This window comes from Streptomyces sp. NPDC001351, assembly GCF_042896045.1.
Taxonomy (GTDB): domain Bacteria; phylum Actinomycetota; class Actinomycetes; order Streptomycetales; family Streptomycetaceae; genus Streptomyces.
In genome coordinates, this window is the sequence record NZ_JBIAWS010000010.1 from 265019 (window position 1) to 285607 (window position 20589).

General features: G+C 69.5%; 22 protein-coding genes and 1 pseudogene. 11 read left to right on the forward strand and 12 right to left on the reverse strand.

All coding sequences use genetic code 11. The features are described 5' to 3' along the window. Positions 1-28 precede the first annotated feature (28 nt). The 3 genes from ACFY1U_RS34125 to ACFY1U_RS34135 all read left to right on the forward strand — a co-directional run bounded on the left by ACFY1U_RS34125 (position 29) and on the right by ACFY1U_RS34135 (position 3974). Positions 29-808 carry a hypothetical protein gene (locus ACFY1U_RS34125; RefSeq protein WP_390698004.1) on the forward strand — a complete coding sequence of 260 codons (780 nt, stop codon included), beginning with the start codon at positions 29-31 and terminating at the stop codon, positions 806-808. Positions 809-1004: 196 nt separating this feature from the next. Beyond that, on the forward strand, positions 1005-1409 hold the full coding sequence (locus tag ACFY1U_RS34130; RefSeq protein WP_390698005.1) for a hypothetical protein: 405 nt from the start codon (positions 1005-1007) through the stop codon (positions 1407-1409). A gap of 309 nt (positions 1410-1718) precedes the next feature. Further along, entirely contained in the window at positions 1719-3974 is a 2256-nt protein-coding gene (locus ACFY1U_RS34135; protein ID WP_390698006.1) for an ATP-binding protein, read from the forward strand. A gap of 1469 nt (positions 3975-5443) precedes the next feature. Here ACFY1U_RS34135 and ACFY1U_RS34140 read toward each other — a convergent pair. Then, on the reverse strand, positions 5444-5827 hold the full coding sequence (locus ACFY1U_RS34140) for a hypothetical protein (RefSeq protein WP_390698007.1): 384 nt from the start codon (positions 5825-5827) through the stop codon (positions 5444-5446). 332 nt (positions 5828-6159) lie between these two features. On the opposite strand from ACFY1U_RS34140, the gene ACFY1U_RS34145 reads away from it, so the two are divergent. Both ACFY1U_RS34145 and ACFY1U_RS34150 read left to right on the forward strand, forming a co-directional pair. After that, positions 6160-6555: a hypothetical protein gene (locus tag ACFY1U_RS34145; RefSeq protein ID WP_390698008.1), complete on the forward strand. Its 396-nt coding sequence runs from the start codon at positions 6160-6162 to the stop codon at positions 6553-6555. A gap of 71 nt (positions 6556-6626) precedes the next feature. Continuing rightward, on the forward strand, positions 6627-7388 hold the full coding sequence (locus tag ACFY1U_RS34150; protein WP_390698009.1) for a metallophosphoesterase family protein: 762 nt from the start codon (positions 6627-6629) through the stop codon (positions 7386-7388). Between the two features lie 142 nt (positions 7389-7530). Here ACFY1U_RS34150 and ACFY1U_RS34155 read toward each other — a convergent pair whose 3' ends face one another. Beyond that, the gene (locus tag ACFY1U_RS34155) at positions 7531-8268 is read right to left on the reverse strand and encodes a hypothetical protein (protein WP_390698010.1); all 738 of its coding nucleotides are present in this window, start codon (positions 8266-8268) and stop codon (positions 7531-7533) included. 775 nt (positions 8269-9043) lie between these two features. Here ACFY1U_RS34155 and ACFY1U_RS34160 point away from each other — a divergent pair. Then, positions 9044-10669 (forward strand): esterase-like activity of phytase family protein, encoded by a 1626-nt coding sequence (locus ACFY1U_RS34160; protein WP_390698011.1) that lies wholly within the window; start codon positions 9044-9046, stop codon positions 10667-10669. Between the two features lie 930 nt (positions 10670-11599). On the opposite strand, the gene ACFY1U_RS34165 is transcribed toward ACFY1U_RS34160, so the two are convergent. After that, the gene (locus tag ACFY1U_RS34165) at positions 11600-12301 is read right to left on the reverse strand and encodes a hypothetical protein (RefSeq protein ID WP_390698012.1); all 702 of its coding nucleotides are present in this window, start codon (positions 12299-12301) and stop codon (positions 11600-11602) included. A gap of 36 nt (positions 12302-12337) precedes the next feature. On the opposite strand from ACFY1U_RS34165, the gene ACFY1U_RS34170 reads away from it, so the two are divergent. Beyond that, positions 12338-12847, forward strand: a complete 510-nt coding sequence (locus ACFY1U_RS34170; protein WP_390698013.1) for a CGNR zinc finger domain-containing protein — start codon at positions 12338-12340, stop codon at positions 12845-12847. Positions 12848-13027: 180 nt separating this feature from the next. On the opposite strand, the gene ACFY1U_RS34175 is transcribed toward ACFY1U_RS34170, so the two are convergent. After that, the gene (locus tag ACFY1U_RS34175; RefSeq protein WP_390698068.1) at positions 13028-13438 is read right to left on the reverse strand and encodes a group II intron maturase-specific domain-containing protein; all 411 of its coding nucleotides are present in this window, start codon (positions 13436-13438) and stop codon (positions 13028-13030) included. 19 nt (positions 13439-13457) lie between these two features. Here ACFY1U_RS34175 and ACFY1U_RS34180 point away from each other — a divergent pair, with 19 nt between their 5' ends. Continuing rightward, the gene (locus ACFY1U_RS34180) at positions 13458-13580 is read left to right on the forward strand and encodes a hypothetical protein (protein ID WP_390698014.1); all 123 of its coding nucleotides are present in this window, start codon (positions 13458-13460) and stop codon (positions 13578-13580) included. Here the strand turns inward: ACFY1U_RS34180 and ACFY1U_RS34185 are convergent. The 7 genes and pseudogenes from ACFY1U_RS34185 to ACFY1U_RS34215 all read right to left on the reverse strand — a co-directional run bounded on the left by ACFY1U_RS34185 (position 13577) and on the right by ACFY1U_RS34215 (position 17639). After that, on the reverse strand, positions 13577-13858 hold the full coding sequence (locus tag ACFY1U_RS34185; protein ID WP_390698015.1) for a hypothetical protein: 282 nt from the start codon (positions 13856-13858) through the stop codon (positions 13577-13579). The genes ACFY1U_RS34180 and ACFY1U_RS34185 overlap by 4 nt on opposite strands. Before the next feature lie 30 nt (positions 13859-13888). Continuing rightward, positions 13889-14020 (reverse strand): hypothetical protein, encoded by a 132-nt coding sequence (locus ACFY1U_RS34190; RefSeq protein WP_390698016.1) that lies wholly within the window; start codon positions 14018-14020, stop codon positions 13889-13891. Between the two features lie 70 nt (positions 14021-14090). Continuing rightward, a complete protein-coding gene (locus ACFY1U_RS34195) occupies positions 14091-15452 on the reverse strand; it encodes a dihydrolipoyl dehydrogenase family protein (RefSeq protein ID WP_390698069.1) in 1362 nt (453 codons plus the stop codon). Between the two features lie 62 nt (positions 15453-15514). Then, entirely contained in the window at positions 15515-15967 is a 453-nt protein-coding gene (locus ACFY1U_RS34200) for an SDR family NAD(P)-dependent oxidoreductase (RefSeq protein ID WP_390698070.1), read from the reverse strand. A gap of 133 nt (positions 15968-16100) precedes the next feature. Beyond that, a pseudogene (locus ACFY1U_RS34205) lies at positions 16101-16226 on the reverse strand (oxidoreductase); the annotation flags it as partial. Continuing rightward, positions 16223-16840: a VOC family protein gene (locus ACFY1U_RS34210; RefSeq protein ID WP_390698017.1), complete on the reverse strand. Its 618-nt coding sequence runs from the start codon at positions 16838-16840 to the stop codon at positions 16223-16225. The gene ACFY1U_RS34210 and the pseudogene ACFY1U_RS34205, both read right to left, overlap by 4 nt. A 103-nt stretch (positions 16841-16943) precedes the next feature. Next, positions 16944-17639 carry a type 1 glutamine amidotransferase domain-containing protein gene (locus tag ACFY1U_RS34215; protein ID WP_390698018.1) on the reverse strand — a complete coding sequence of 232 codons (696 nt, stop codon included), beginning with the start codon at positions 17637-17639 and terminating at the stop codon, positions 16944-16946. Between the two features lie 418 nt (positions 17640-18057). Here ACFY1U_RS34215 and ACFY1U_RS34220 point away from each other — a divergent pair, with 418 nt between their 5' ends. From ACFY1U_RS34220 to ACFY1U_RS34230, 3 genes are all read left to right on the forward strand, one after another. Next, entirely contained in the window at positions 18058-18336 is a 279-nt protein-coding gene (locus tag ACFY1U_RS34220) for a hypothetical protein (RefSeq protein ID WP_390698019.1), read from the forward strand. Positions 18337-18353: 17 nt separating this feature from the next. Further along, positions 18354-18959 carry a hypothetical protein gene (locus tag ACFY1U_RS34225; protein WP_390698020.1) on the forward strand — a complete coding sequence of 202 codons (606 nt, stop codon included), beginning with the start codon at positions 18354-18356 and terminating at the stop codon, positions 18957-18959. Between the two features lie 113 nt (positions 18960-19072). Next, positions 19073-19477: a nuclear transport factor 2 family protein gene (locus ACFY1U_RS34230; RefSeq protein WP_390698021.1), complete on the forward strand. Its 405-nt coding sequence runs from the start codon at positions 19073-19075 to the stop codon at positions 19475-19477. 38 nt (positions 19478-19515) lie between these two features. On the opposite strand, the gene ACFY1U_RS34235 is transcribed toward ACFY1U_RS34230, so the two are convergent. After that, positions 19516-20535 (reverse strand): GlxA family transcriptional regulator, encoded by a 1020-nt coding sequence (locus ACFY1U_RS34235; protein ID WP_390698022.1) that lies wholly within the window; start codon positions 20533-20535, stop codon positions 19516-19518. Between the last annotated feature and the right edge of the window lie 54 nt (positions 20536-20589).

A 20589-nucleotide genomic window follows, 5' to 3' on the forward strand; every position in this document is an offset into this window, starting at 1 on the left:
GCCGTACGGTACGCGGGTCGGTGCCGCCGTGTCGAGGACCCCGTCGGGCAAGCTGCAGCGTGGCATCACCTTGCCGGTAGGTATCGCACTGTTCGTGGGTCCCAATGGCAGCGGGAAATGCAGGCTGTTGGAGGCAGTGGCTGTGGCTACCGGATGCCCATACATCAATGGTGGCGAGGCCGCCGAGGTACGTTCCAGTAGCCGGGTACTGGCGCGATGCCTGGACATCGAGCAGCACGGCCAGCAACGTTTTCGTGGAGGGCTGTTCGTCTCTCATCTTGGCATTGCGCGGCTTGGTGAAACTCCGGCGCAGGAGCACCTCGCCCGTCCCGGCACCCTGTTTCTCCTGGACGAGCCGCCGGTGGCTTTGTCCTCCTGGCGGGCGGATGAGTTCAGGGAGTGGACCGCCGAACGCGTCGCCGAGGGATGCCGGATCATCACCATTGACACCGATGCCCCGGGAAGCCCATCTCTTTGCATTCAGTGTCGAAGCCGGGATCCGAAGTCTGTGGCTATTGCCTCGCCCGCTCCGGCAACGTGCAGGAATCCATTGCTGGCGTTCGTCGTCCGCCTGCAGCCAGGTCCTTCAGGGCGCCGCCTTGCACTCGTGCCGGATTCCGCGAGCTGCTGTCTGTGCCTGCGTGGGTTACGCGGCGTCCTGGAGTGCCTCCAGCAGGTTTCGGATCTCGTCGGCGCACGCCCCGGGCGGGACGGGGGCGATGTCGGGGTTGAACCTGTCGCTGCAGCTGAACGAGGCGATGCTGGGCTGGCGGAGCAGTCCGCCGGGCGCATCGCCGAACGCTGCTGACGGCGCCAACGACAGGCGAACGTCAAGTTGCCGTCATGGAGATCCTGAACTGGGGCGGAGACGATGTTGTTCGACGGCAGGGGCGGGATAAACGGGGCACGGCCGCTTCCTGTCGGCAGAGGGGAACAGTCTCGTTTCGCCGTGCGGTGATCGCTCGGCGATGTCGCTATCCGGTCAGGAGAAAAGGCTTATGCGCATGGGAGAGAAGTTGGCGGCGGCCGCGGCGCTTGTCGGTACCGTGGTCACGGGCGGGCTGCTGGCTGCCGCGCCGGCGAACGCGGCCATCACGGATATGGGAATCCATTTGACCACCGGGCACAACGTGGGGCTGTACAACGACTACAACGTCATCGACAACGCCGACAAGGCCACTCAGCAGGACCTCATCTACAACGCGAATCCGAACGTCACGGACGGTATCGAGGTCGACTGCTGGAGCGACAAGGGAAAGATGCTGGACCAGGGAAACCGCTGGTACCACACGAAAACCGAGTACTACAACCACCTCGGGTACTCGCTGCACATTTACGCGTGGACCTACGCCCCCTACGTGGACGGCGAGGCCGGCATCCGGGCCGGCCTGCAGAAGTGCGGCTACTGACCCGGTAAGTCCTTCAGCGGCCAAGGGTGCCGGCTCCGCGCCGGCATCCTTGGCCGAACGGACCACGCCGGCCTCGCAGTAGTGGCCTGAGCTGCTGGTGCGTCGCTTGATACGCATGGGGCGTCCAGTGCTGCGGTTGGCGGAGCTGGTGTTGTCGGAGCATGAACGTGCGGTGCTCGGTGGCTGGGTGGCCGAGAAGCGTCCTGCTCCCCACAGGCACAGCAAAGTTGAACCCGCACGGCCTGTCGGACCAGGTATGGTCCGACAGGCCGTGCGGGTTCAGTAGCTGACCGTTTCCAGGGGGAGGGAATGGGCGGTAGTGCCTTTGGGGAGCTTCTGCGTGATTGGCGGCTTTCGGTCGGCTGGACGCAGGACGAACTGGCAGTCCGGTCCGGGGTGTCGGTGCACTCGATCAGCGTGTTGGAGGCAGGGCGGCGACAGCCGCGGCTCTCCTCGGTGAGCCAGCTCGCCGACGCCCTCGCACTCGATCCGCGCCGCCGCGAGCAGCTGCTCGCGGCGGCGCGCAACGACACCACGATGCCGTCCCTGGCGCCGCCCCGACCGAGTGCCGCGGTGCCGCGGCAGCTGCCGTGTGCGGTGGCGGGCTTCACCGGTCGGGCGTCCCAGCTCAAGGAGCTCACCAGCTTGCTGGATGGGGAAGACACCGTGGTGATCTCGACGATCAACGGCACGGCGGGCGTGGGCAAGACCGCACTCGCCGTGCACTGGTCGCACCAGGTCGCGGACCGGTTTCCCGACGGGCAGCTCTACGTCAACCTGCGGGGTTTCGACCCCGGCAGCCAGCCGGTCGAGCCGGCCGAGGCGATCCGGGGTCTCCTGGGCGCGCTGGGGGTGCCGGCCCAGCGGATCCCGGCCGCTCTGGCCGAGCAGGCGGCGCTGTACCGATCCCAGCTGGCCGACCGGCGGATGCTCGTGGTGCTGGACAACGCCCGCGACACCAGCCAGGTCCGGCCGCTGCTGCCGGGCTCGGCCAAGTGCCTGACCGTGGTCACCAGCCGTGACCACCTCGGCGGACTGATCGTCAGCGAGGGGGCACGCGCCATCCCCCTGGACCTGATGACCACCACCGAGGCCCATGACCTGCTGGCGAGCCGGCTGGGCCCGGAACGGCTCGCCGCGGAACCGCAGGCTGTCGACGACCTGATCGAGTTATGCGTGCACCTGCCGCTGGCGCTGAGCATCGTCGCCGCGCGAGCCACCCTCACCCCAGCCGTGTCGCTGACCGAGCTGGCCCAGCAGCTGCGGGATGTGCGCGATCGGCTGCACGCCTTGGACATCGGTGACACCAGCGTCGACCTCAGCGCGGTGTTCTCCTGTTCCTACCGGACTCTGAGCGCCGAGGCGGCCCGGATGTTCCGGCTGCTGAGCCTGCACCCGGGGCCCATCGTCTCGGTGTCCGCGGCCGCCAGCCTCGTCGGAACCGGCCGCGATCAGGCCCGCGTGGCCCTGTCCGAGCTGACCAGGGCCAAGTTGCTCATCGAACCCAGCGCCAGCCGATTCGCCTACCACGACCTGCTGCGAGCGTACTCGGCCGGCCAGGCGCACCAGGACGAGTCCGAGCAGACGCGTCACGCCGCCATGCACCGCATGGTCGACCACTACCTGCACACCGCGCACGCCGCAGCGCTGCTGCTCCATCCGCCCAACGACCGGCTGCCACTGGGCGAACCCCAGCCCGGGGCTGTCGTCGACGAACTCGTCGACGACGAGCAGGCATGGCAGTGGTTCACGGCCGAGCACGCGGTGTTCCCAGCCGCCATCGACCGCGCCGCCGGCGCCGGCTTCGACACCCACGCCTGGCAACTCGCCTGGAGCGTGGCCAGTTTCTGCATCCGCGCAGGGCACTGGAGACAGCTGGTCGACACCCAATTCGTCGCGATCGCCGCGGCTGAACGGGCCGGTGAACCGCACGGGCAGGCAAGGTCGCTGCGTGAACTGGGCCGGGCCTACATCCGGCTCGGCCGCTATCCGGACGCGCGGGCCAGCCTGCGCCGCGCGCTCGAACTGGACGAGCCGCTCGGCGATCTGGTCGGCCAGGCCCGCAGCTACAACAACCTCGGCATCGTCGCCTACAAGCAGGGCGACAACCCGGAGGCGTTGGAGCACGGCAAGGCCGCCTACGCGTTGTTCCACGCGGCCGGACACCGGGCGGGCCAGGCGGAAGCGCTGAACGCGATCGGCTGGATGCAGACCCAGCTCGGCCAGCACGACGAGGCACTGCACTCCTGCGCCCAGGCGCTCGAACTGCACCGCGCGGTCGGCAGCCGGCACGGCGAAGCGGACACCTGGGACAGCCTCGGCGTCGCCCACCAACACCTCGGCGAACACCAGCAGGCCGTCGCCTGCTACCACAACGCGCTGGACCTGTACGAGAAGTTGGGCGCTCGCCATCCCCAGGCCGACACGCTCATCCGCCTCGGCAACGCCCACCAGGACGCGGGCGACATCCCGGCCGCGCACCGCTGCTGGCGGCGAGCGCTGCCCATCCTCGAAGACCTGGGCCACCCCGACGCCGACGTCCTGCGCGCCCGGCTGGCCCCCTGAGCCCGCGTCCCTGGCATGAGTGATGACTGGCGGATGGACCCGAACGCAACGGACGGCACAGCCGATCCCGACGCCCCCGCCACCGGACTCCGGCTCCCGGACGATGCCGACGTGCCGAGCTCGACGGACGAACAGCCCGCCACCAGTTGGCAGGTGAGCAGGACGGGCGGCACGGCGCGGAGGGCAGAACTCATGACGATCCTTCACGGGCGGGCGACGGCTGAGTAGATGCTCCCCCACCACCGCCCGGCCCTACCTCGCGGCATGCCGCGCACAGGCGCACGACCGACTTGCCGCAGGTTCAGGTGGATGGCGCACGCAATGCCCGCGTGCGGCTGCTTGCGCCGGTCATAGCGGGGAAGCTGGTGGGACGTCGGTCCGCCTATCCGGCGTTCTGATCGTCTTGCCAGGCCCGAGGCCAGTTCCCGGACGGCGGGGGCGGTCCGGCAACTCCCAGTTCGCGTCGTGCACATGCGTAGAAGGCATCACGTCTCTGGCTCACACGACGGGAGTCACGAGCCCAGCCGTCCGAGTCATTACGCTCCTCTCGCACGTGAAGTTCAAGAGTCCAAATCGCCTCATGCCAGGAGCGGGCTGCTGCGACGGTTGCTGCATCCCCGACCAGCAGAACCGACTCCCAGATCGTGGCCCGCCGCGTTTCAGCCTCGGCCAGCAGGCGGAGCCCTTCGACAGGCTCCAGCGGATCCACGACGTTCGGGTACCCAAGGGCCGCCCCGACCCGCTGAGTGATCCAGATCTGTTCCTTGAGCGCATTGCCGTAGCGTGCGTATATGTCGAACTTCTTCTCGTGCCATCGCTCGGTTTGAGCCCGGCGCCACCGCGCCCGCTCGGTGAGCGTGGTCGTTGCGTATGAGCCTGCGGCTCCGACGGCCACCGCCAGTAGTGTGCCCAGTTGATCGACAAACACCGCTTCCCCTTTCTGCCCTGCCACGTTGGATACCCACGGGCACTGCAGGAGCGGCATGCCGTAGGCGCGCGGGCCACGGCCGCGCGCTCGTGGCAGCCGAGTTGGGAGGCTGCGGCGATGGTGCTCCGCCACCTGTCCGCCGTCCCGCTCCTTCACAGCAGCGTCGCTTCCTTGTTGTGGCCGATGTTGTCGGTATCGCTGTGCATGAGCCGGCAGCCGTAGTGCCCGTGAGGAGACCCGAGAGCCACGCGCGGGGGCGCTCAGGACCGAGAGGGGCCACACGCAGGACGACGTCAGTGAGGTCGGGTCCGTCCTTGCATGTGTACGCGGCGAGGGTTTCCTGCAGATCCTCCAGGTGTGCCGTTGGGCCGTGGGGTTCGGGCGGCACGCCGTCGGTGACGTGCAGGGCCTGGCAGGTCAGGCTCGTGACGGCGCCATGCGGTGTGGGCCGCCGAGGACCGTCAAGCGGTCGGCGAGCTCGTCGAGTGTGCGCGCCCCGCGTGTCAGCAGCACCGGCCACCAGGAGCAGTCCGGCACTGCCTCACTGTGCCGGGCCGATCAGCCCTGCGCGCAGCAGCGACGACTTGCCGGATTCGGAGGCGCCCACCACCAGATGGACATTTCCGCCCGCGGGATGCCTGCGGGTCACCCACCGCATCAGCTCCGTGATCAGGTTCTCCCGGCCGAAGAACCACTCGGCGTGCTCCATTGCGTAGAGGGCGAAACCCCGGTAAGGCTCCATGTCGCGCGCTTGCGGTCCAGGCAGGGGTCGTACCCGCCGCCAGGCACTGATCCACTGCTGGATGACCCGTTCGTCGCCCACCCCGCAGACCGCGAGTACCCGTTCCAGCAATTCCACGGACGACCTGGACGGCAGGCTCTTGCCCGCGAACCAGTCCCCGATCGTGCTGTGTTCACCCTGCACACCCGTGCGCCTGGCCACATCAACGGACCGACAGGCCGGCCTCGTCGCGCAGCAGCGTCAAGGCAGCCGCGAAGTCCCGACGCGTCCTGATCTGCTCAGGCAGCGAAGGCTCACCGCGCACGGTGTCGGGCTCGGTCACAACCACCACAGACCCGCCGCATGCCGCGGCTGACCATCCCGAACCGCCCGACTACCAACCGCCACCCGATGGGCCAACACCAGCGCATCACCGCCCTGCAACGGGTCCTCGCCGACGACAGCAGTTCGCCGGAGCCCGGCTCGCCGCCTGTCTGGTCCTGCTGTTCGTCCAGCCCGTCAGCCGGATCGTCCGCATGGTGACCGACGACGTTGTCCACGACGGCCAGCACGTCGCACTCCGACTCGGCGACCCGCCCACCCCAGTACCCGAGCCGGTGGCCGCCCTCCTGCTCGACTGCCTCCAGGTCCTGCCCGCCAACACCCCTGCCATCAACCAGGATTCATCCTGGCTCTTCCCCGGCCGCCGCCCGAGCCAGCCGATGAACCCCGGCGCTCTGCGCGTCGCGCTCCGCGAACTCGGCGTCCCGGCCGAGAAAGGCCGCACCTCGGCCATCCGCCAGCTTGTCCTCCAAGCCCCGGCGCCCGTCATCGCCCAGGCACTGGGCTGCCACGACAAGAGCACCACCCGCATCGCCACCGAAGCCGGAGCCCCCTGGAAGAACTACGCACCCGGCGACCACTCACGCTGAACGGCCCCCTTGAACTACGCGCCGGGCGAAAGATCAATCCACTCGGCGGCCTTCGCCCCACAGTGGTGACCATGCTGAACCGAGTAGCCGTCCTGTCCGACATCCACGGAGTCCTGCCGGCCCTGAAGGCAGTACTGGCCGAACCAGACGTCAGCACCGCCGATCACATCGTGCTCACCGGCGACATCACCGCCGGCCCGCAACCGACCCAGGTTCTCGACCTGCTGACCAGCCTCGGCGACCGCGTCATCTGGATCAGCGGTAACGCCGACCGCGAACTCCTCGAATATCGCCGGGGGCAACGTGAAACGATCCCCGATCCGATCGCCCCCTGGGCAGCCGAACAGCTCCGCGAGGACCATCTCGACCTGCTCAGCTCGCTGCCACGATCACTCTCCCTGTCCGTCAGCGGCCTGGGAAAGGTGCTGTTCTGCCACGCCACCCCCCGCGACGACGAGCAGGTCGTCCTGGTCGACTCCCGACTCGACCGATGGCAGGAAGTCTTCAACGGACTCGATGCCGACATCCGCACCGTGGTCTGCGGCCACACCCACATGCCGTTCGTCCGCCTCGCCCACAGCCGACTCGTGATCAACCCCGGCAGCCTCGGCATGCCCTACGGACGAACCGGAGCACACTGGGCCCTCCTGGGCCCGGGCGTCGAACTCCGCACCACGCACTTCGACCTCCAAGCCGCAGCCACCCAGCTCAGCCAGGACTCGTCCTACCCCGACATCACCGAATGGGCCGACTACTTCCTGCACGCTCGCGCGACCGACGCCGACGCCCTCACAGCCTTCGCTCCACGGGACGGACGCGACCACAGCCCGTGACGCTCGCTCCCCATCCACGACAGCGGGCAGCCGAACACCGACTACACGATCAACGACGCCGACCAATCCCGAGGCCGGAGCACCGTGGGTTCACGGAAAACGAGGTCTCTTCAGTGTGAACCCAGGGGTCCACGGGTGTGCTTCAGGTCAGTGGATCTGTTGGTTCGGGGGTAACACGGGGATGTTGAGTGAGGCGGAGAGCTTCGGCCAGAACGTCGGCGTCGACCTGTGCCGGTGTCCTGTCGCCGTACTCGAGGATGTCGTACTCGTCGTCCAGGTTGGCGAGTCCTTCGGCCAGGGGCAGTTCGTGCCCGAAGCGCTGGTGGATCCGGAAAGCCAGCTCGCGTGGTGTCAACTCGCCGGCGAGCATTCTGGCGGCAAGTGCTCGTGCGGCGGCTTCCTGTCCGGCAAGGCTGCCCACTGGGTAGAAGGTGAGGCCCAGTTCGTCGAGTGCTGGGGGAAGGAGATCGGGGACGTCGTAATCCGCCTCCGCGCGTGTGCACGCGGCAAGCATCCGCAGGGCGGGGCTGTCGAGGCCGGCGACGAGCGCATTACAGGCGCTGGTGACGACATCGGTTGCACGGATCTCGCCCATACTCCAGAGGACGGCATGGTCCTGCAGGGCGAGTGCTGCTGCTTCGGTCGACATCACTCGTCCATGATTCCCTTCATGGTGCGTCGCGGTCGAACCGGTTTCCTCGAAGGTGCTGTTCGGCGGCCTGTTCCAGCAGGGCTCGTGCGGAGTCCGCGCAGCCATCGCGGTCTTTTCGTCGAGGCGGAACACCTCGGCGAGGTGGAGTGGGTCGGGCAGGTGGGGCAGGGCCTCTTCGGGTTGGCGGTCGACGGGGAGCCGTTCCAGCGTCGCGTCCTGCCCGCGCATCGCGGCGCTGATCCAGCGGCCGACGACTCAGGCCACGGTCGACGACCATGCGGTGGGACTGCGCGAGGCTCACGAACACCATTTCCCCGAGATCACTCTCGCTGCCCTGCGCTACGCCCGCGCCCACGATCTGACCTTCCTCGACTGGGTCGCCAAGCGCAGCGCCGGACTCCTGTACTGTGTTGGCGACTTGAGGCGCCGGGCACGCAGCCGGTCCCGCGCCGCCGCTGGCATCATCGGAAGACCGTTGGTGAGTTGAAGGCGGTGCCGGTTCAGGCCCCGAGCCTTTCGGTCCAGCACCGAGCCCGTCCTCGAGGGTTACCGGCGCAAGGTACCGACCGGCCCTGAGGCCCTCCTCGTGGCACCCCTCCACCGGCGACCGGACCGGTGCATCGGTAATGTCCGCACTGATGCACGGGCTTCCGGCGCCGACGTCGAGAAGGTGAGGGGGGATGCCGAGTTGACGGCCGACAAGGGGGAGCGCGCCGCGCCCGCACTGGCACGGCAGGTGTGCCTCGCTGGTCTGGCCCCAGCCGATGAGCTCGCCAGGACGACGGGGTGCCGGCCGGGCAGGAGGCTGTAGATGATGCGGCGCCCAGGTGATGCGGCGCCCAACAGCAGCAGGAGCCAGGCCCGGGGCGCGCACAGGCGCAGTTGGCCTGCCGAGGCTCCTGCGCTTTACCCCTTCTGTACCTTCCGGATGCCCCTTGGCCATGCGGAGTGATCAGACTTCCTCCTCGCGTGTCGTGGTGACGCGCGAGGAGGAGGGGATCAGATGAACCGTCTGGGAATCGTGACCGCGGCCGCTACGGCCGTTGTGCTGTCCCTGGCCGGCACCGGACCGGCCGGCGCCAGCGGCGCCGGCGGAGCGAAGCTCCAGGCACGCGACGACGCCTACACCGTGCACGCCGGGCGGACGCTGACCGTCGGCTCGGGGCATGGCGTACTGGCTGACGACACCGGCAGCCCGGCAACTCTCGTTGCACACACGAAGACTGCCCACGGCACGCTCACCCTCCATCAGGACGGCTCGTTCCGCTACATCCCCGACGCCGGTTATCACGGCACCGACACCTTCACCTACAGGATCAGTGACGCTGTCCGGCTGTACCAGACCCATCTCAAGCCCCTCGCCGTCATCGGCGGCGTGCCCGTCACCGCCGGGGGCTACGGTTCATCGCTGTACCCGGTGCCCGGCTCGAAGGACGAGTTCTACGGACTCACCGACCGGGGCCCCAACGTGGACGCGCCCAACGGCGGCAAGGTGCTGCCGCTGCCCCACTTCGACCCCGCGATCGGGAAGTTCCGGCTGACGGGCACCAGGGCCGTACTGGAACGGACGATCCCGCTGCGCGCCGCCGACGGCACCCCGTACAACGGGCTCGTCAACTCCCAGGCGAGCACCGGAGAGAACCTCGTCGACCTGAACGGCACCGCGCTGCCGCACTCACCCTACGGTTACGACTCCGAGGGCCTGGTGGCCCTGCGCGACGGCACCTTCTGGGTGTCGGACGAGTACGGGCCCTACATCACGCACTTCGGCCGCGACGGCCAGGCCATCGAGCGGCTGTCCCCCTTCGACGGCTCGCTCCCGGCCGAACTGGCCCACCGCGTGCCCAACAAGGGCATGGAGGGGCTGACCGTGACCCCCGACGGCCGCACGCTCGTCGGCATCATGCAGTCCGCGCTCCAGCAGCCCGACCTGCCCAGCGGTGTCAAGGCAAAGAACGTCACCACGCTGCGCATCGTCACCTACGACCTGCGCACCCATGCCACGCACGAGTACCTCTACCTGCTCACCGACCCGAAGACGAACAGCGGCGCGGTCAGTGAGATCACCGCCCTGAGCAGCACCCGCTTCCTCGTCGACGAGCGGGACGGCAACGTCGAACCCGGCGCCTACAAGAGGCTGTTCGCCATCGACATCTCCGGCGCCACGGACGTCGGCCCGGCCTCCACGGTGCCGGGGACCGCGTACGACGCGGCCAAGGGCGGCCTGCTCGTCGGCCCGGCCCAGCAGACGATCGAAGCCTACGTGGGCGCCGACACCACGGTGACCGCCACCGCGGCCCTCGAGTCCGCAGGCGTCACCCCTGCCGCCAAGAGCCTCGACCTCGACCTCGGTGGCCTGCTCAGCGGCCTCGACCCCACCGGAGGCTTCTTCGGCCACGACAAGATCGAGGGCGTCGCGACCACGGACGGCGGCCGCACCGTCGTGGTCAGCAACGACAGCGACTTCGGCGTCGACGGCGTGTCCCCCTCGACTCCCGCCCCGCCCTACGCCCTGCACCCCAAGATCCTGCCCGACGGCACGCAGGACGACGGCGAGTACCTGGCCGTCGACACCACGCGCCTCCCCGCCGCGACCAGCACGGCGACCGTGACGGTCACCGTCAAGTGACCTCCCGAATGAACTGCGGCAGGAGCCGTGCCGTAGCTCCCGAGCCGACCCGGCCGTGACCCTGGCGTCGGCCTCCGCCGCACTGTCGGCGCAGGCCGACGATCGCAGCCTTGTGCTGTCCGACCCCGTACAGCCCTGCGCCAGGTTGCCCTCTGGGGCGACTGAGGATCGCAACGTCAACGACGTCGAATGGGTCTCCGTCACCGACGCCAGTCACGTCGCCTTCCGGGGCGACCCAGGAGCGCAACCCGCTGTTCGGACCGAGGTCGAGGCCCGAGAACACGTGGCGGTCTCCCCAGGCCGACCGGGGATAGCAACAGCCTCCATGCCACCCAGGTGCGGCGGTAGTAAGTCGTGGCCGTCGCCGTCTGGGGGGCGGCGGAGGACCGCAACAACTCGGCCGGACAGGCGGCGATCCGGTAAGGGGCATGTGGCGGTCGCCCTCCAGGGCGGCCGAGGATCTCAACTGCCAGGTGTCGGGCCACGATTTCTGGCGGGCGCCGGGTGGTGGCCGCTCTCCGGAGCGGCCGAGGGTTTTAACCGGGGAGATCGCCCGTGGAGAACATCCGCCGTATGCCGGTGGCGGTCGTCCTCCGAGGCTACCGAGGACCGCCATCTCCACAACGGCATGAACGCACGGTCCGGGTTGTGGTGGCCCATTGGGGCGACGAATACCGGGTCTTCAAAGTTGTGTGGTGTGGTGGCGCTGAGGGCCTGACCGCCTGTCACTCCGCGTGAGGTCCTTGCTCGGGTGATGGCGTGCTTCTTGAATCTTAAATCTCCCCACGCGGTGCTCGAGTGGGGGACGCACCAGCTCTGTTGGGTTCCCCACCTCCGTCGGCGGGTGTCGTGGCGGCGGAAGTGGGGTCCGCGGGTTCGGCAGTCCGCTTGGTGATGTGCCTTCGCGGGGACGTGCTGGACGCGGTGCCGTCAAAGGGTGCGTAGCAGCCAGGTCAGTTCAAGTTCGCGGGCGGTCAGGGCGGATGTCTCGCGGAGCTGGTCGGTTTCGGCTCCAGGGGGCAGTTCGCCGGCGAGGGTGAGGGCCGCTGCTGCCGTTTGTGGGCGGGCGCCGAGGGATGCTCGCAGGTGGTAGGACCGGCGCAGCTGGGCGATGCCTTGTTCCCGGTCCTGTTCCAGGAGGTGGGCGCCGATGTGGCGTACGGCGTAGGACTCCAGCAGTGCGTCGCCGTGCTCCTGGGCGTGCCCCAGGGCCTGTCGGTAGGCCGTTTTGGCAGCGCCGGGATCTTTGTCGATGTGGTCGGCGAGCACTCCGAGCCAGAATGTGGCCCAGCCGGTCAGCCGTGGGTCGGCCGTGGCGGTGGTGAAGTCCTCGCGAGCTCGCTGCAGGTCTTCGGGGAGCGGGTCCAGGCTGAAAAGCAGCCGGGTGTAGCGGATCTGTGCGGTAAGGAATCCTGCGAGTACGGAGTGGGACGGCTGGAGTGCGCTGACCGCCTCCTCGGCCGCCGCGGCGCCGTCCAGCCTCCACCAGTAGCGGTCCACCAGGATCTCGGCCCGCTCCGCCACCGCGTCCGTCGGCAGCATGGCGAGCGCCTCGTCCCACCGGCCCATGCGGTGCAGCATTCGCGCGACGGCGGTTCCGCCGCCCATTATGTAGGTGGCATCAGTAGTCATGATGCCTACTTTTCAGGCTGGGAGGTAGGTGGTCAAGTGCGTTACGTCGACTACATCGGGAATCTGACCCGACTTGCGGTCGAGATCGTCAACGGCGACGAGCCGAGCGGGCTGCGCCGGGAGATGTTCCGTCAGCACCGGATCGCCGAACCGGACCCCGAGCGGCTCGGCGAGTTCCTGCCCAGGCTGCTCCGCGCGGTGGAGGTCGCATCCCATGGCGGGCCGCTCGGCCCCGTCAATGCCCTACTGGAACAACACCCGCCGCTTGTCCGGGTCGACGACCACAACGGCGAAGGCGCACCGCACCTGCACTTCGCCCCCAACGGTGAGGATGCCGTGAGCTGGCTCGGGCGCAGTTGCTCCGCGGCACTCGCGCACGTCGTCTGCGGCGACCCGGCCGTGACGATCGGCCGTTGCCACGCCGTCGACTGCGAGCGTTTCTTCGTCGACGACTCCCGCAACCGCACCCGGCGGTTCTGCTCCAACGCCTGCGCCAGCCGGACCACCGTCGCCGCTTACCGTGCCCGCCGTAAGGCTGGACACTGATCCCCCTCACAGATCGTCAATCGCTGGATGCGGAACCCCCGCGACCTGTGGCCTTCCCGCAACCAGTCGCGGAGCGTCAACAAGACGATCGTGACCGTCGCTGAGTAGGCCCGCAGCGCGGTGCCGGGATTGCTCCGGGTCCGTTTCTCCGGACCTCTCGCCGAACCCGCCGTGCGCCTCTCAACGCAACGGGCTCTCCACGGTCTCTGCCGGCAGACGGGGTTCGCAGGCTGCCATGGGGTGAGGACCGCGGGCCGGTATCGGTAACGGCTGACCGTGACCGAGGCAATCCGGAACAGTTCGAGCCCGTCCGCTGCGATCGGTTTCCATCGCCCCGTGGGGGTGGTGAACCGGCGGCGGACGTCGCCCCAACTCCAGCGGTGACGGGCCCGCAGCATGCGGATCAGCCGCCACCACACGAAGGCGTCGAGCTTGCCGAAGACATGCTTGGCGACCGCGCTTGAAGTAGTTGGCCCAACCGCGCATGAGCTGGGTGAGTCTGATCAGCACAGGGGCAAGATCCTGCTGCGATGTCCTGCCCGTGATGGCACGGATCTTCGCCTTCAGCGACCAGAAGGGCCGGTCGGCGATGAAGGCGTAGACGTGCCACTTGTTCGAGCCTCTCTTGCGTTTCCACCGCTTCGCGGTGCTGGTGCCCTCCTACGGCTGGTGGATGCTGCGTCGGCGCTGGATCTTCATGGGAGCGGCGGCGATCGCCGTGCTCGTCGCTTAGGCGGAGGGACGACCCCAGAACCAGTAGTCGTCGTAGGCGCGGTGCACGATCAGGCCCGGCTTCAGAACCAGAGTGTGCGGGATCATCGAGTCGTGCTCGGGATCGGTGCACTCCTGGATGTCCAGCTCCCGTTGGACGATGCGGCCCGGGTCGGACAGGAACGTCCACTGCGCTCCGACCGGCAGGCGGAACTCCTGCAGCGTGTGGTGCTCGTCGGTGGCGATGGTCGCCATCTGCGTATAGGCCACCGCCGCCTTCGGCTGGAGCACCTCGGCCATCTCCTGATGCTGCTGGTGCTCCTTCGGGCATTAGTGACCGCGCGCCAGGGTGAGGACCAGCGGGTCGCGGTCCTGGAGCTGGCTGAGGGTACGGACCGTGCCGGTGTGGTCGGGCAGGGCGAAGTCCGGGAAGACCCCGCCCGGAACGATGTCGGAACGCATGGCGTGAGCCACCTTGCTTCGTCTCTTCGTCCATGCAAGGTCATCCGCACGGACGGAAGGACCGAGTGCGTCATGCCGGGACTCGTCCCTCGGCCTCGTGGCTCCGTGCCACCTGGTGGTGCAGGTCGTTGAGTGCCGCGACGTAGATCTCCGAGAAGGTCGGGAACGGCTGGATGGTGTCCCGCAGTACATCCAGCGGGACTTGGGCGCGGACGGCCAGGGTCGCCTGCTGCAGCCACTCGCCCGCCTCCGGACCCAGCGCATAGGCGCCGGTGAACGTCCGGCCATCGCTGAGCAGGGTCAGGAAGCCCACGGCGTCGGCGTAGGCTCGCGTGTAGGCGGCCGTCTTGGCGACCTCGGAGTTCGGGACCGTGGCGCTGAACTGCCCTTCGGCTGCGCCCACGGCCGCCGCCTGCGGGTCCGTATAGACCACGCGCGGCACGGCCGTGTAGTCGGCTTCGCGGGGATGGCCGAGGATGTTGTCGGCGACGACCTCGCCCTGGTACTTGCCGACATGGGTGAGCATCCACAGGCCGGTCGCGTCGCCGACGACCCAGAGCCGTTCGGCGGCGCGCAGTCGGCTGTCGACGGGGACGCCCCGGTCGGTGCCGGTCACGCCGACCGTTTCCAGGCCCAGGCCATGGGTCCGTGGGCGGCGTCCGGTGGCCACCAGCAGCTTGTCGCCGCGTAGTTCCTGCCCGTCGTCGAGAGTCAGGACGTAGTCCTCGGCGTCGTGGCGGGCGGTGACGGCGCGCTTGCCCAGGACGAGTTCGATGCCGTCACGCCGCAGTGCTTCGCCGAGGGCCCGGCCCAGCGGCTCGGGCTCGCGCGGCAGCACACGGTCGTCGAGCCCGGTGAGCACCACCTCGCCGCCGAGACGCCGGACCGCCTGTGCCATCTCGACACCGACGGGCCCGGCACCCAGGACGAGCAGCCGCCGCGGGACCGCCTTCATACCTGTCGCCTCGCGGTTGGTCCAGAGGCCGTCCAGTTCGCGCAGGCCGGGCACGGGAGGCACGATCGGCGAGGCGCCGGTGGCCAGTACGACGTGGTCAGCCGTGTACCGCCTACCGGCCACCTCCACCGCACCCGGTCCTGCGAGCCGGCCCGAACCCCGCAGCAGGTCGATGCCGTTGGCGGCCAGCCAGCTCTCCTGTCCGGCGTCGGAGTAGTCCGACACCATGAAGTCCCGCCAGGCCAGGGTCTGTTCGACGTCCACCTCGGCGGTGGCCGCGGCCTCGCGCGCGCCCTGCACGGCCTCGCCCGGCCGCAGCAGTGTCTTGGACGGGATGCACGCGAAGTACGAGCACTCCCCGCCTACCAACTCGCGCTCCACGAGCGCCACTTGCAATCCGCCGTCCGCGAGCGCGCCCGCGCAGTGCTCACCGGGTGAGCCACCGCCGATGACGATGACGTCGTAGTCGTGCTTCATGCGCCCGTCTCCCGTCTCCCGTCTGCGTTTCGCAGCTCCCGCCTCGCGGCGGCTCTGCCCGGTCACCATGTCTGGTCGCCGGCGCGCACGAGCATCTCGTTGACGGCCACGCGCCGTTCCCGCGTGACGAGGCAGCCGATCGCGTCTGTGCTGTCCGCGGCCTGCAGTGGCTCGGTACCGCTGACCTGTTGGAGGGCCGCGGTGCGGGTGGCCTCGCCGAGGTGGTGCACCAGTTCTGTTTGTACGGTGCCGGGTTCGGCTACGCGGACGCGCTCGAGGATGAGTTCCTTGCGCAGTGCCTCGGTGAAGCCGTTCAGACCGAACTTGATGTTCACGGTGTCGGCCACCTGCCGCGGGGATGTCGCCGCGGCGTCGATCAGGTGCGGGACCGCGGCGTGCGTGACGTGCAGCAGCGCGGACACGTTCAGTGAGACCATCTGGTCCCACTCCTCGATCGTGGTGTGCAGGGCGGTGCCGAGCAGCGTGCCCCCGGCGTTGTTGACCAGGATGTCCAGGCGCCCGAGCTCCGCGCGTGTTTCCTGGACCGCCCGGTACGCCTGATCGGGCTCGGTGGTCGGCCTCCACCCGGGCCCGGCCGTCCCGCCGCGTGATGTCCTCCGCGAGCCGGCGCAGGCGTTCCCGGCGCCGGGCGACGAGGGCTACTGCCGCGCCTTCACCGGTCAGCCGGAGCGCGGTGCCGGCACCGATACCGCTGCTGGCGCCGGTGACGAGCGCGACGGCTCCGTCCAGCGCTCCAGCGGCCGAGGGGCTCACGTCGGCCGCTCCGTGCCGGCCTGCTCGCTCACCATGTACCGCGCGTACCAGTCCGGCCAGTCCGGGTCCTCCTCGCCGGTGCGTGCCTCGTGCTCGCCGTGTGCGGCCGCCGCACGGCGCAGCGCGCCCGCGAGGTCGGAGGCCGAGGCGAAGGCCGTCGTGGCGGGGTCCAGCCGGCCCGGGAGCCTGCTGGTGACCTCCTGCAGCACCCAGCCGTTGCCGTCCGGGTCGCTGAACGACAGGAACGAGCCGTAGCTGCTGCGCCGCGGGTCGGGCCCGGGCACACGGGCATCGGTCCCGGCGTGGTGGAAGACGCCCCCGGCGTCGTGGAAGACGTCGCCGGGGTCAGCGCCGCGCCGCTTGAGCTCGTCGTGGGCGGCGCCGATGTCGTCGACGATCAGATGCAGGCCCTGGGCCGAGCCCGGTGTCTGCGACGAGACCGACGTGCCGAAGATGACCGAGGCAGGCGAGCCCGGCGGGGTCATCTGCACCACCCGGAAGTTCTCATCGGTGGCGACGTCGGCGTCGAGCCGCCAGCCCAATGCCGTGTAGAAGTCCTTGGCCCGGTCCACGTCCGTCACCGGCACGACGACGACCTCGAGCTTCATGTCCATGGTTCACGCCTCCGTACTGGGACGAAAAGCCGACATGACGAGGGTCCTGCGCACGGCCGGTGCTTCGCGCCAGGGATTCTCACTGGTCGCGCTGGTCGCGCCGCTACTTCAGCAGCACCAGCAGCCGCTCCGCCAGGACCGCGGCCGAGGCCGGGTTCTGCCCGGTGATGAGGTTCTGGTCCTCCACCATGTACGGCTTCCAGATCTCGCCGCGACTGAAGTCGACGCCCATCTTCTCCTTGAGCTCCGTCTCCAGCAGCCACGGCGCCCTGGAGGCCAGCCCGACGGCCGCTTCCTCCTCGTCGGTGAAACAGGTGATCCGGCGGCCGTTGAAGGGCGACTTGCCGTGGATCCTGGTGGCCAGGATCGAGGCGGGGCCGTGGCAGACGATCGCGAGGGGCTTGCCCGAGGCGAGCTGCGCCGTCAGGAGGCGGCCCACGTCGGCGTCCAGCCACAGGTCCGACATGGGGCCGTGGCCGCCGGGCAGGTACACCGCGTCGTAGTCCTCGAGCCGGACAACGGACAGTTGCAGCGGCCGCCGCATCACTTCGGCGGAGCGGATGATCTCCTCCAGTTCGAGGGCTCCCTGCTCGCCGCCCGCCATGGAGGGGCGCAGGCTCATCATGTCGACGTTCGGTGTCACGCCGTTCGGGGTGGCGACCACGACGTCGTGCCCCGCCTCGGTGATCGCCTTGTACGGAGCCGCGAACTCCTCGGCCCAGTAGCCGGTCGCGTACCTGGTGCCGTCCTTGAGGACCCAGTACGTCGCTCCGGACACCACGAAAAGTACCTTCGCCATCACGACCACTCCTGCCGTCCGGGATCCGGCCCGCGTCCTGCGCGCGAGGCCGCTTGTCCTCGTCACGGTCCCGTGCGGAGGGCGTCGGTCGCACCGGTGGGACACCCTGGTCCTCACCGGCCCGCGCGGCCCGCCGACGCTCGATCCGTGCCGAGACACCCTCACATCAGGACATGATCAACAGACCCGACCCTGCCCGAACTCAGGGTGCGGTTCATGGATCTTTCCCTGCCGACCCGTCCCTCGCCCCCCCGCCGACCGCTCGGCGGCACGCCCGCTCCTCGGCCCCACCTGGTTCGCGGCCGTGATGGGCACGGGCATCGTCGCCAACGCCGCGGCGACCCTGCCACGCACCTTTCCCGGGCTGCGAGCGGCGGCCACAGTGGTGTGAGCAGGCGCCGGGGTCCTGCTGGTCGTGATGGCCGCGTGCTACCTGCGCCAGCGGGCGATCCGTTCGCACGCCGCCGACCCGGTGATGGCGCAGTTCTTCGGCGCGCCGCCGATGGCGCTGCTCACGGTAGGTGCCGGCGCGCTCCTGCTGGGCAAGGACGTGATCGGGTTCGACGCGGCAGTGGGCGTGGACTGGGTGCTGTGGCTGACCGGTACCGCACTGGGCCTGGTCACCGCCTGTACCGTGCCGTACCTCATGGTCACGCGGCACCGCTTCGCCCGGACGCGGCGTTCGGCGGCCAGCTGATGCCGGTGGTGCCGCCGGTGGTCTCCGCCGCGACGGGCGCGCTGCTGGTACCCCGCACGCCGGTCGGGCAGCTCCGGCTCACCCTCCTGCTGGGCTGCTACGCGATGCTCGGGCTCGGCCTGATCGCGACACTGCTGGTCTTGGCCATGGTCTACGGCCGCCTGGTGCACCACGAGGTGCCCACCGGCGCCACGGTGCCCACCGTCTGGATCGGTCTGGGGGCGCTCGGGCAGTCGGTCACGGCACTGGGCGCGCTCGCCTCGGTGGCATCGGGTGCGCTGCCCGCCCCCTACGCCCGTGGCACCGCGGTGCTGGCGCTGCTGGGCGGCATCGTGGTGTGGGGTTTCGCCATGCTCTGGCTGGCCCTCGCTGCGGGGCTGACGGTACGGACGATCCGGGTCGGTCTGCCGTTCGCGCCGACGTGGTGGTCCTTCATCTTCCCGGTGGGTGCCTGCGTGACGGCCACCGGCACCCTTGCCACCCGCACCGGGTCTGCGCCGCTCGGCTGGACAACCGCCGTGCTGTACACGGCTGTTGTCCTCGCCTGGCTGGCGGTGGCGGGCCGCTCCCTGCGGCACGCCACCCGGCATGTGCGTCGTCCGGCCCGGCAGGTCGTGGACTGACAGCAGCGGGCCCACGACGAGGAGCGCGACCGGCGCCGGTCTCCTACCGTGGAGAGGGCCCTCCGAACCCGTTCGGGAACGGCCCGCCGCGCGCTCACTGAAGGGACCACAGGATGGATCCGGACAGCGGCATCAGGGCCGCGATCAAGGAGCACTGGCGAGCCTCGGAGCGCGGCGACATCGAAGCCGAGCACGCCGTCTACGCCGAGGACGCGGTTTTGGACTACCCGCAGTCGGGCGAGCGTTTCCGGGGACGCGGCGTGATCTCGGCGCAACGCGGCGGGCACGCCGCCGACCGGCACTTCACTCTGCGCCGCATCGTCGGCGGAGGTGACCTGTGGGTGAGCGAGTGCGTCATCACCTACGACGGGGTGCCCACCGTCTCGGTCAGCGTCATGGAGTTCGCCGAGGGGCACGTGGTGCACGAGACGCAGTACTTCGCCGACCTTTTCGCCGCCCCCGAGTCGCGGGCCGCACTTGCGGAGCGGATGCCGGCCAGGGGCATCGGCGAGGCGTGACGCCCGCCCGGTGCACGGGACGGCGTCCACATGACCGGTTACCCCGAACTCCCCGCCGGTTCCGCGTCCTTGAAGGTCGTGCCGGTCGTCCGGAACCGGGAGCGGAAGACACCCGGGGTGACACCCAGGTGTCGTACGAACGCGCGGCGCAGGGTCTCCGGTGAACCAAATCCCGCGCGGCGCGCCACCGCCGCCATGGGGTCGTCGCCCCTCTCCAGCAGTACCTGGGCGGCCTCCACCCGTACCTGCTCCACATATCTGCCCGGCGTCGTGCCCGCTTCCTCCTGGAAGAGCCGGGCCAGGTGGCGGACGCTGACTCCGGCCCGCCGCGCCATCGCCGGCAGGCTGTGGTTGGCGGCCGGGTCCTCTGCCACCGTGTCCAGGATTCGGCGGAGCAACTCCTGGCGCGGGGAGGGGACTTGTGAGCGGACGCTGAACTGGGACTGTCCTCCGGGTCGTTGCATGAAGACGACCATGTCCTTCGCGACCGCACGCGCGACGTCCGCGCCGTAGTGCTCCTCCACCAGCGCCAGGGACAAGTCGATCCCGGCGCTCACGCCCGCCGACGTCATCATCTTGCCGTCGCGCACGAAGATGGCATCCGGTGCGACCCGCACGGACGGGAAACGCAGGGCCAGTTGGCGTGTGAAGCGCCAGTGTGTCGTGGCCCGGCGACCGTCGAGAAGCCCGGCAGCGGCCAGCAGGAACGCTCCCGAGCACACGGACGCCGTACAGGACGCCGTCCTGCTCAGCCGACGGACGACATCCAGCAGGGCATCGTCCTTGATCAGCGTCTTCCACTCCGGACCACCCGGGATCAGCAGCACGTCGGAGGGTTCGCGGATCTCGTCGCCGCGACGGTCGGCACTGATACGGGTGCCGGCCGAGGTGATCACGTCGGTCCCGTCCTCGGACACGATCTGCACGCGGTAGCGGCCCCCGAACCCGTTGGTCGAGGTGAACACCTCGACGGGGCCGGTGACATCGAGCAGCCGCACGCCGGGGAAGACGAGCACGGTGACGGTCAGCGTGGTCGTCCCAGGACGGTTGCCGTTCATCGGGTACCTCCGGACCGTGCGGGCGGGCGCCCAGACCGTCCGGCGGATCGGGCG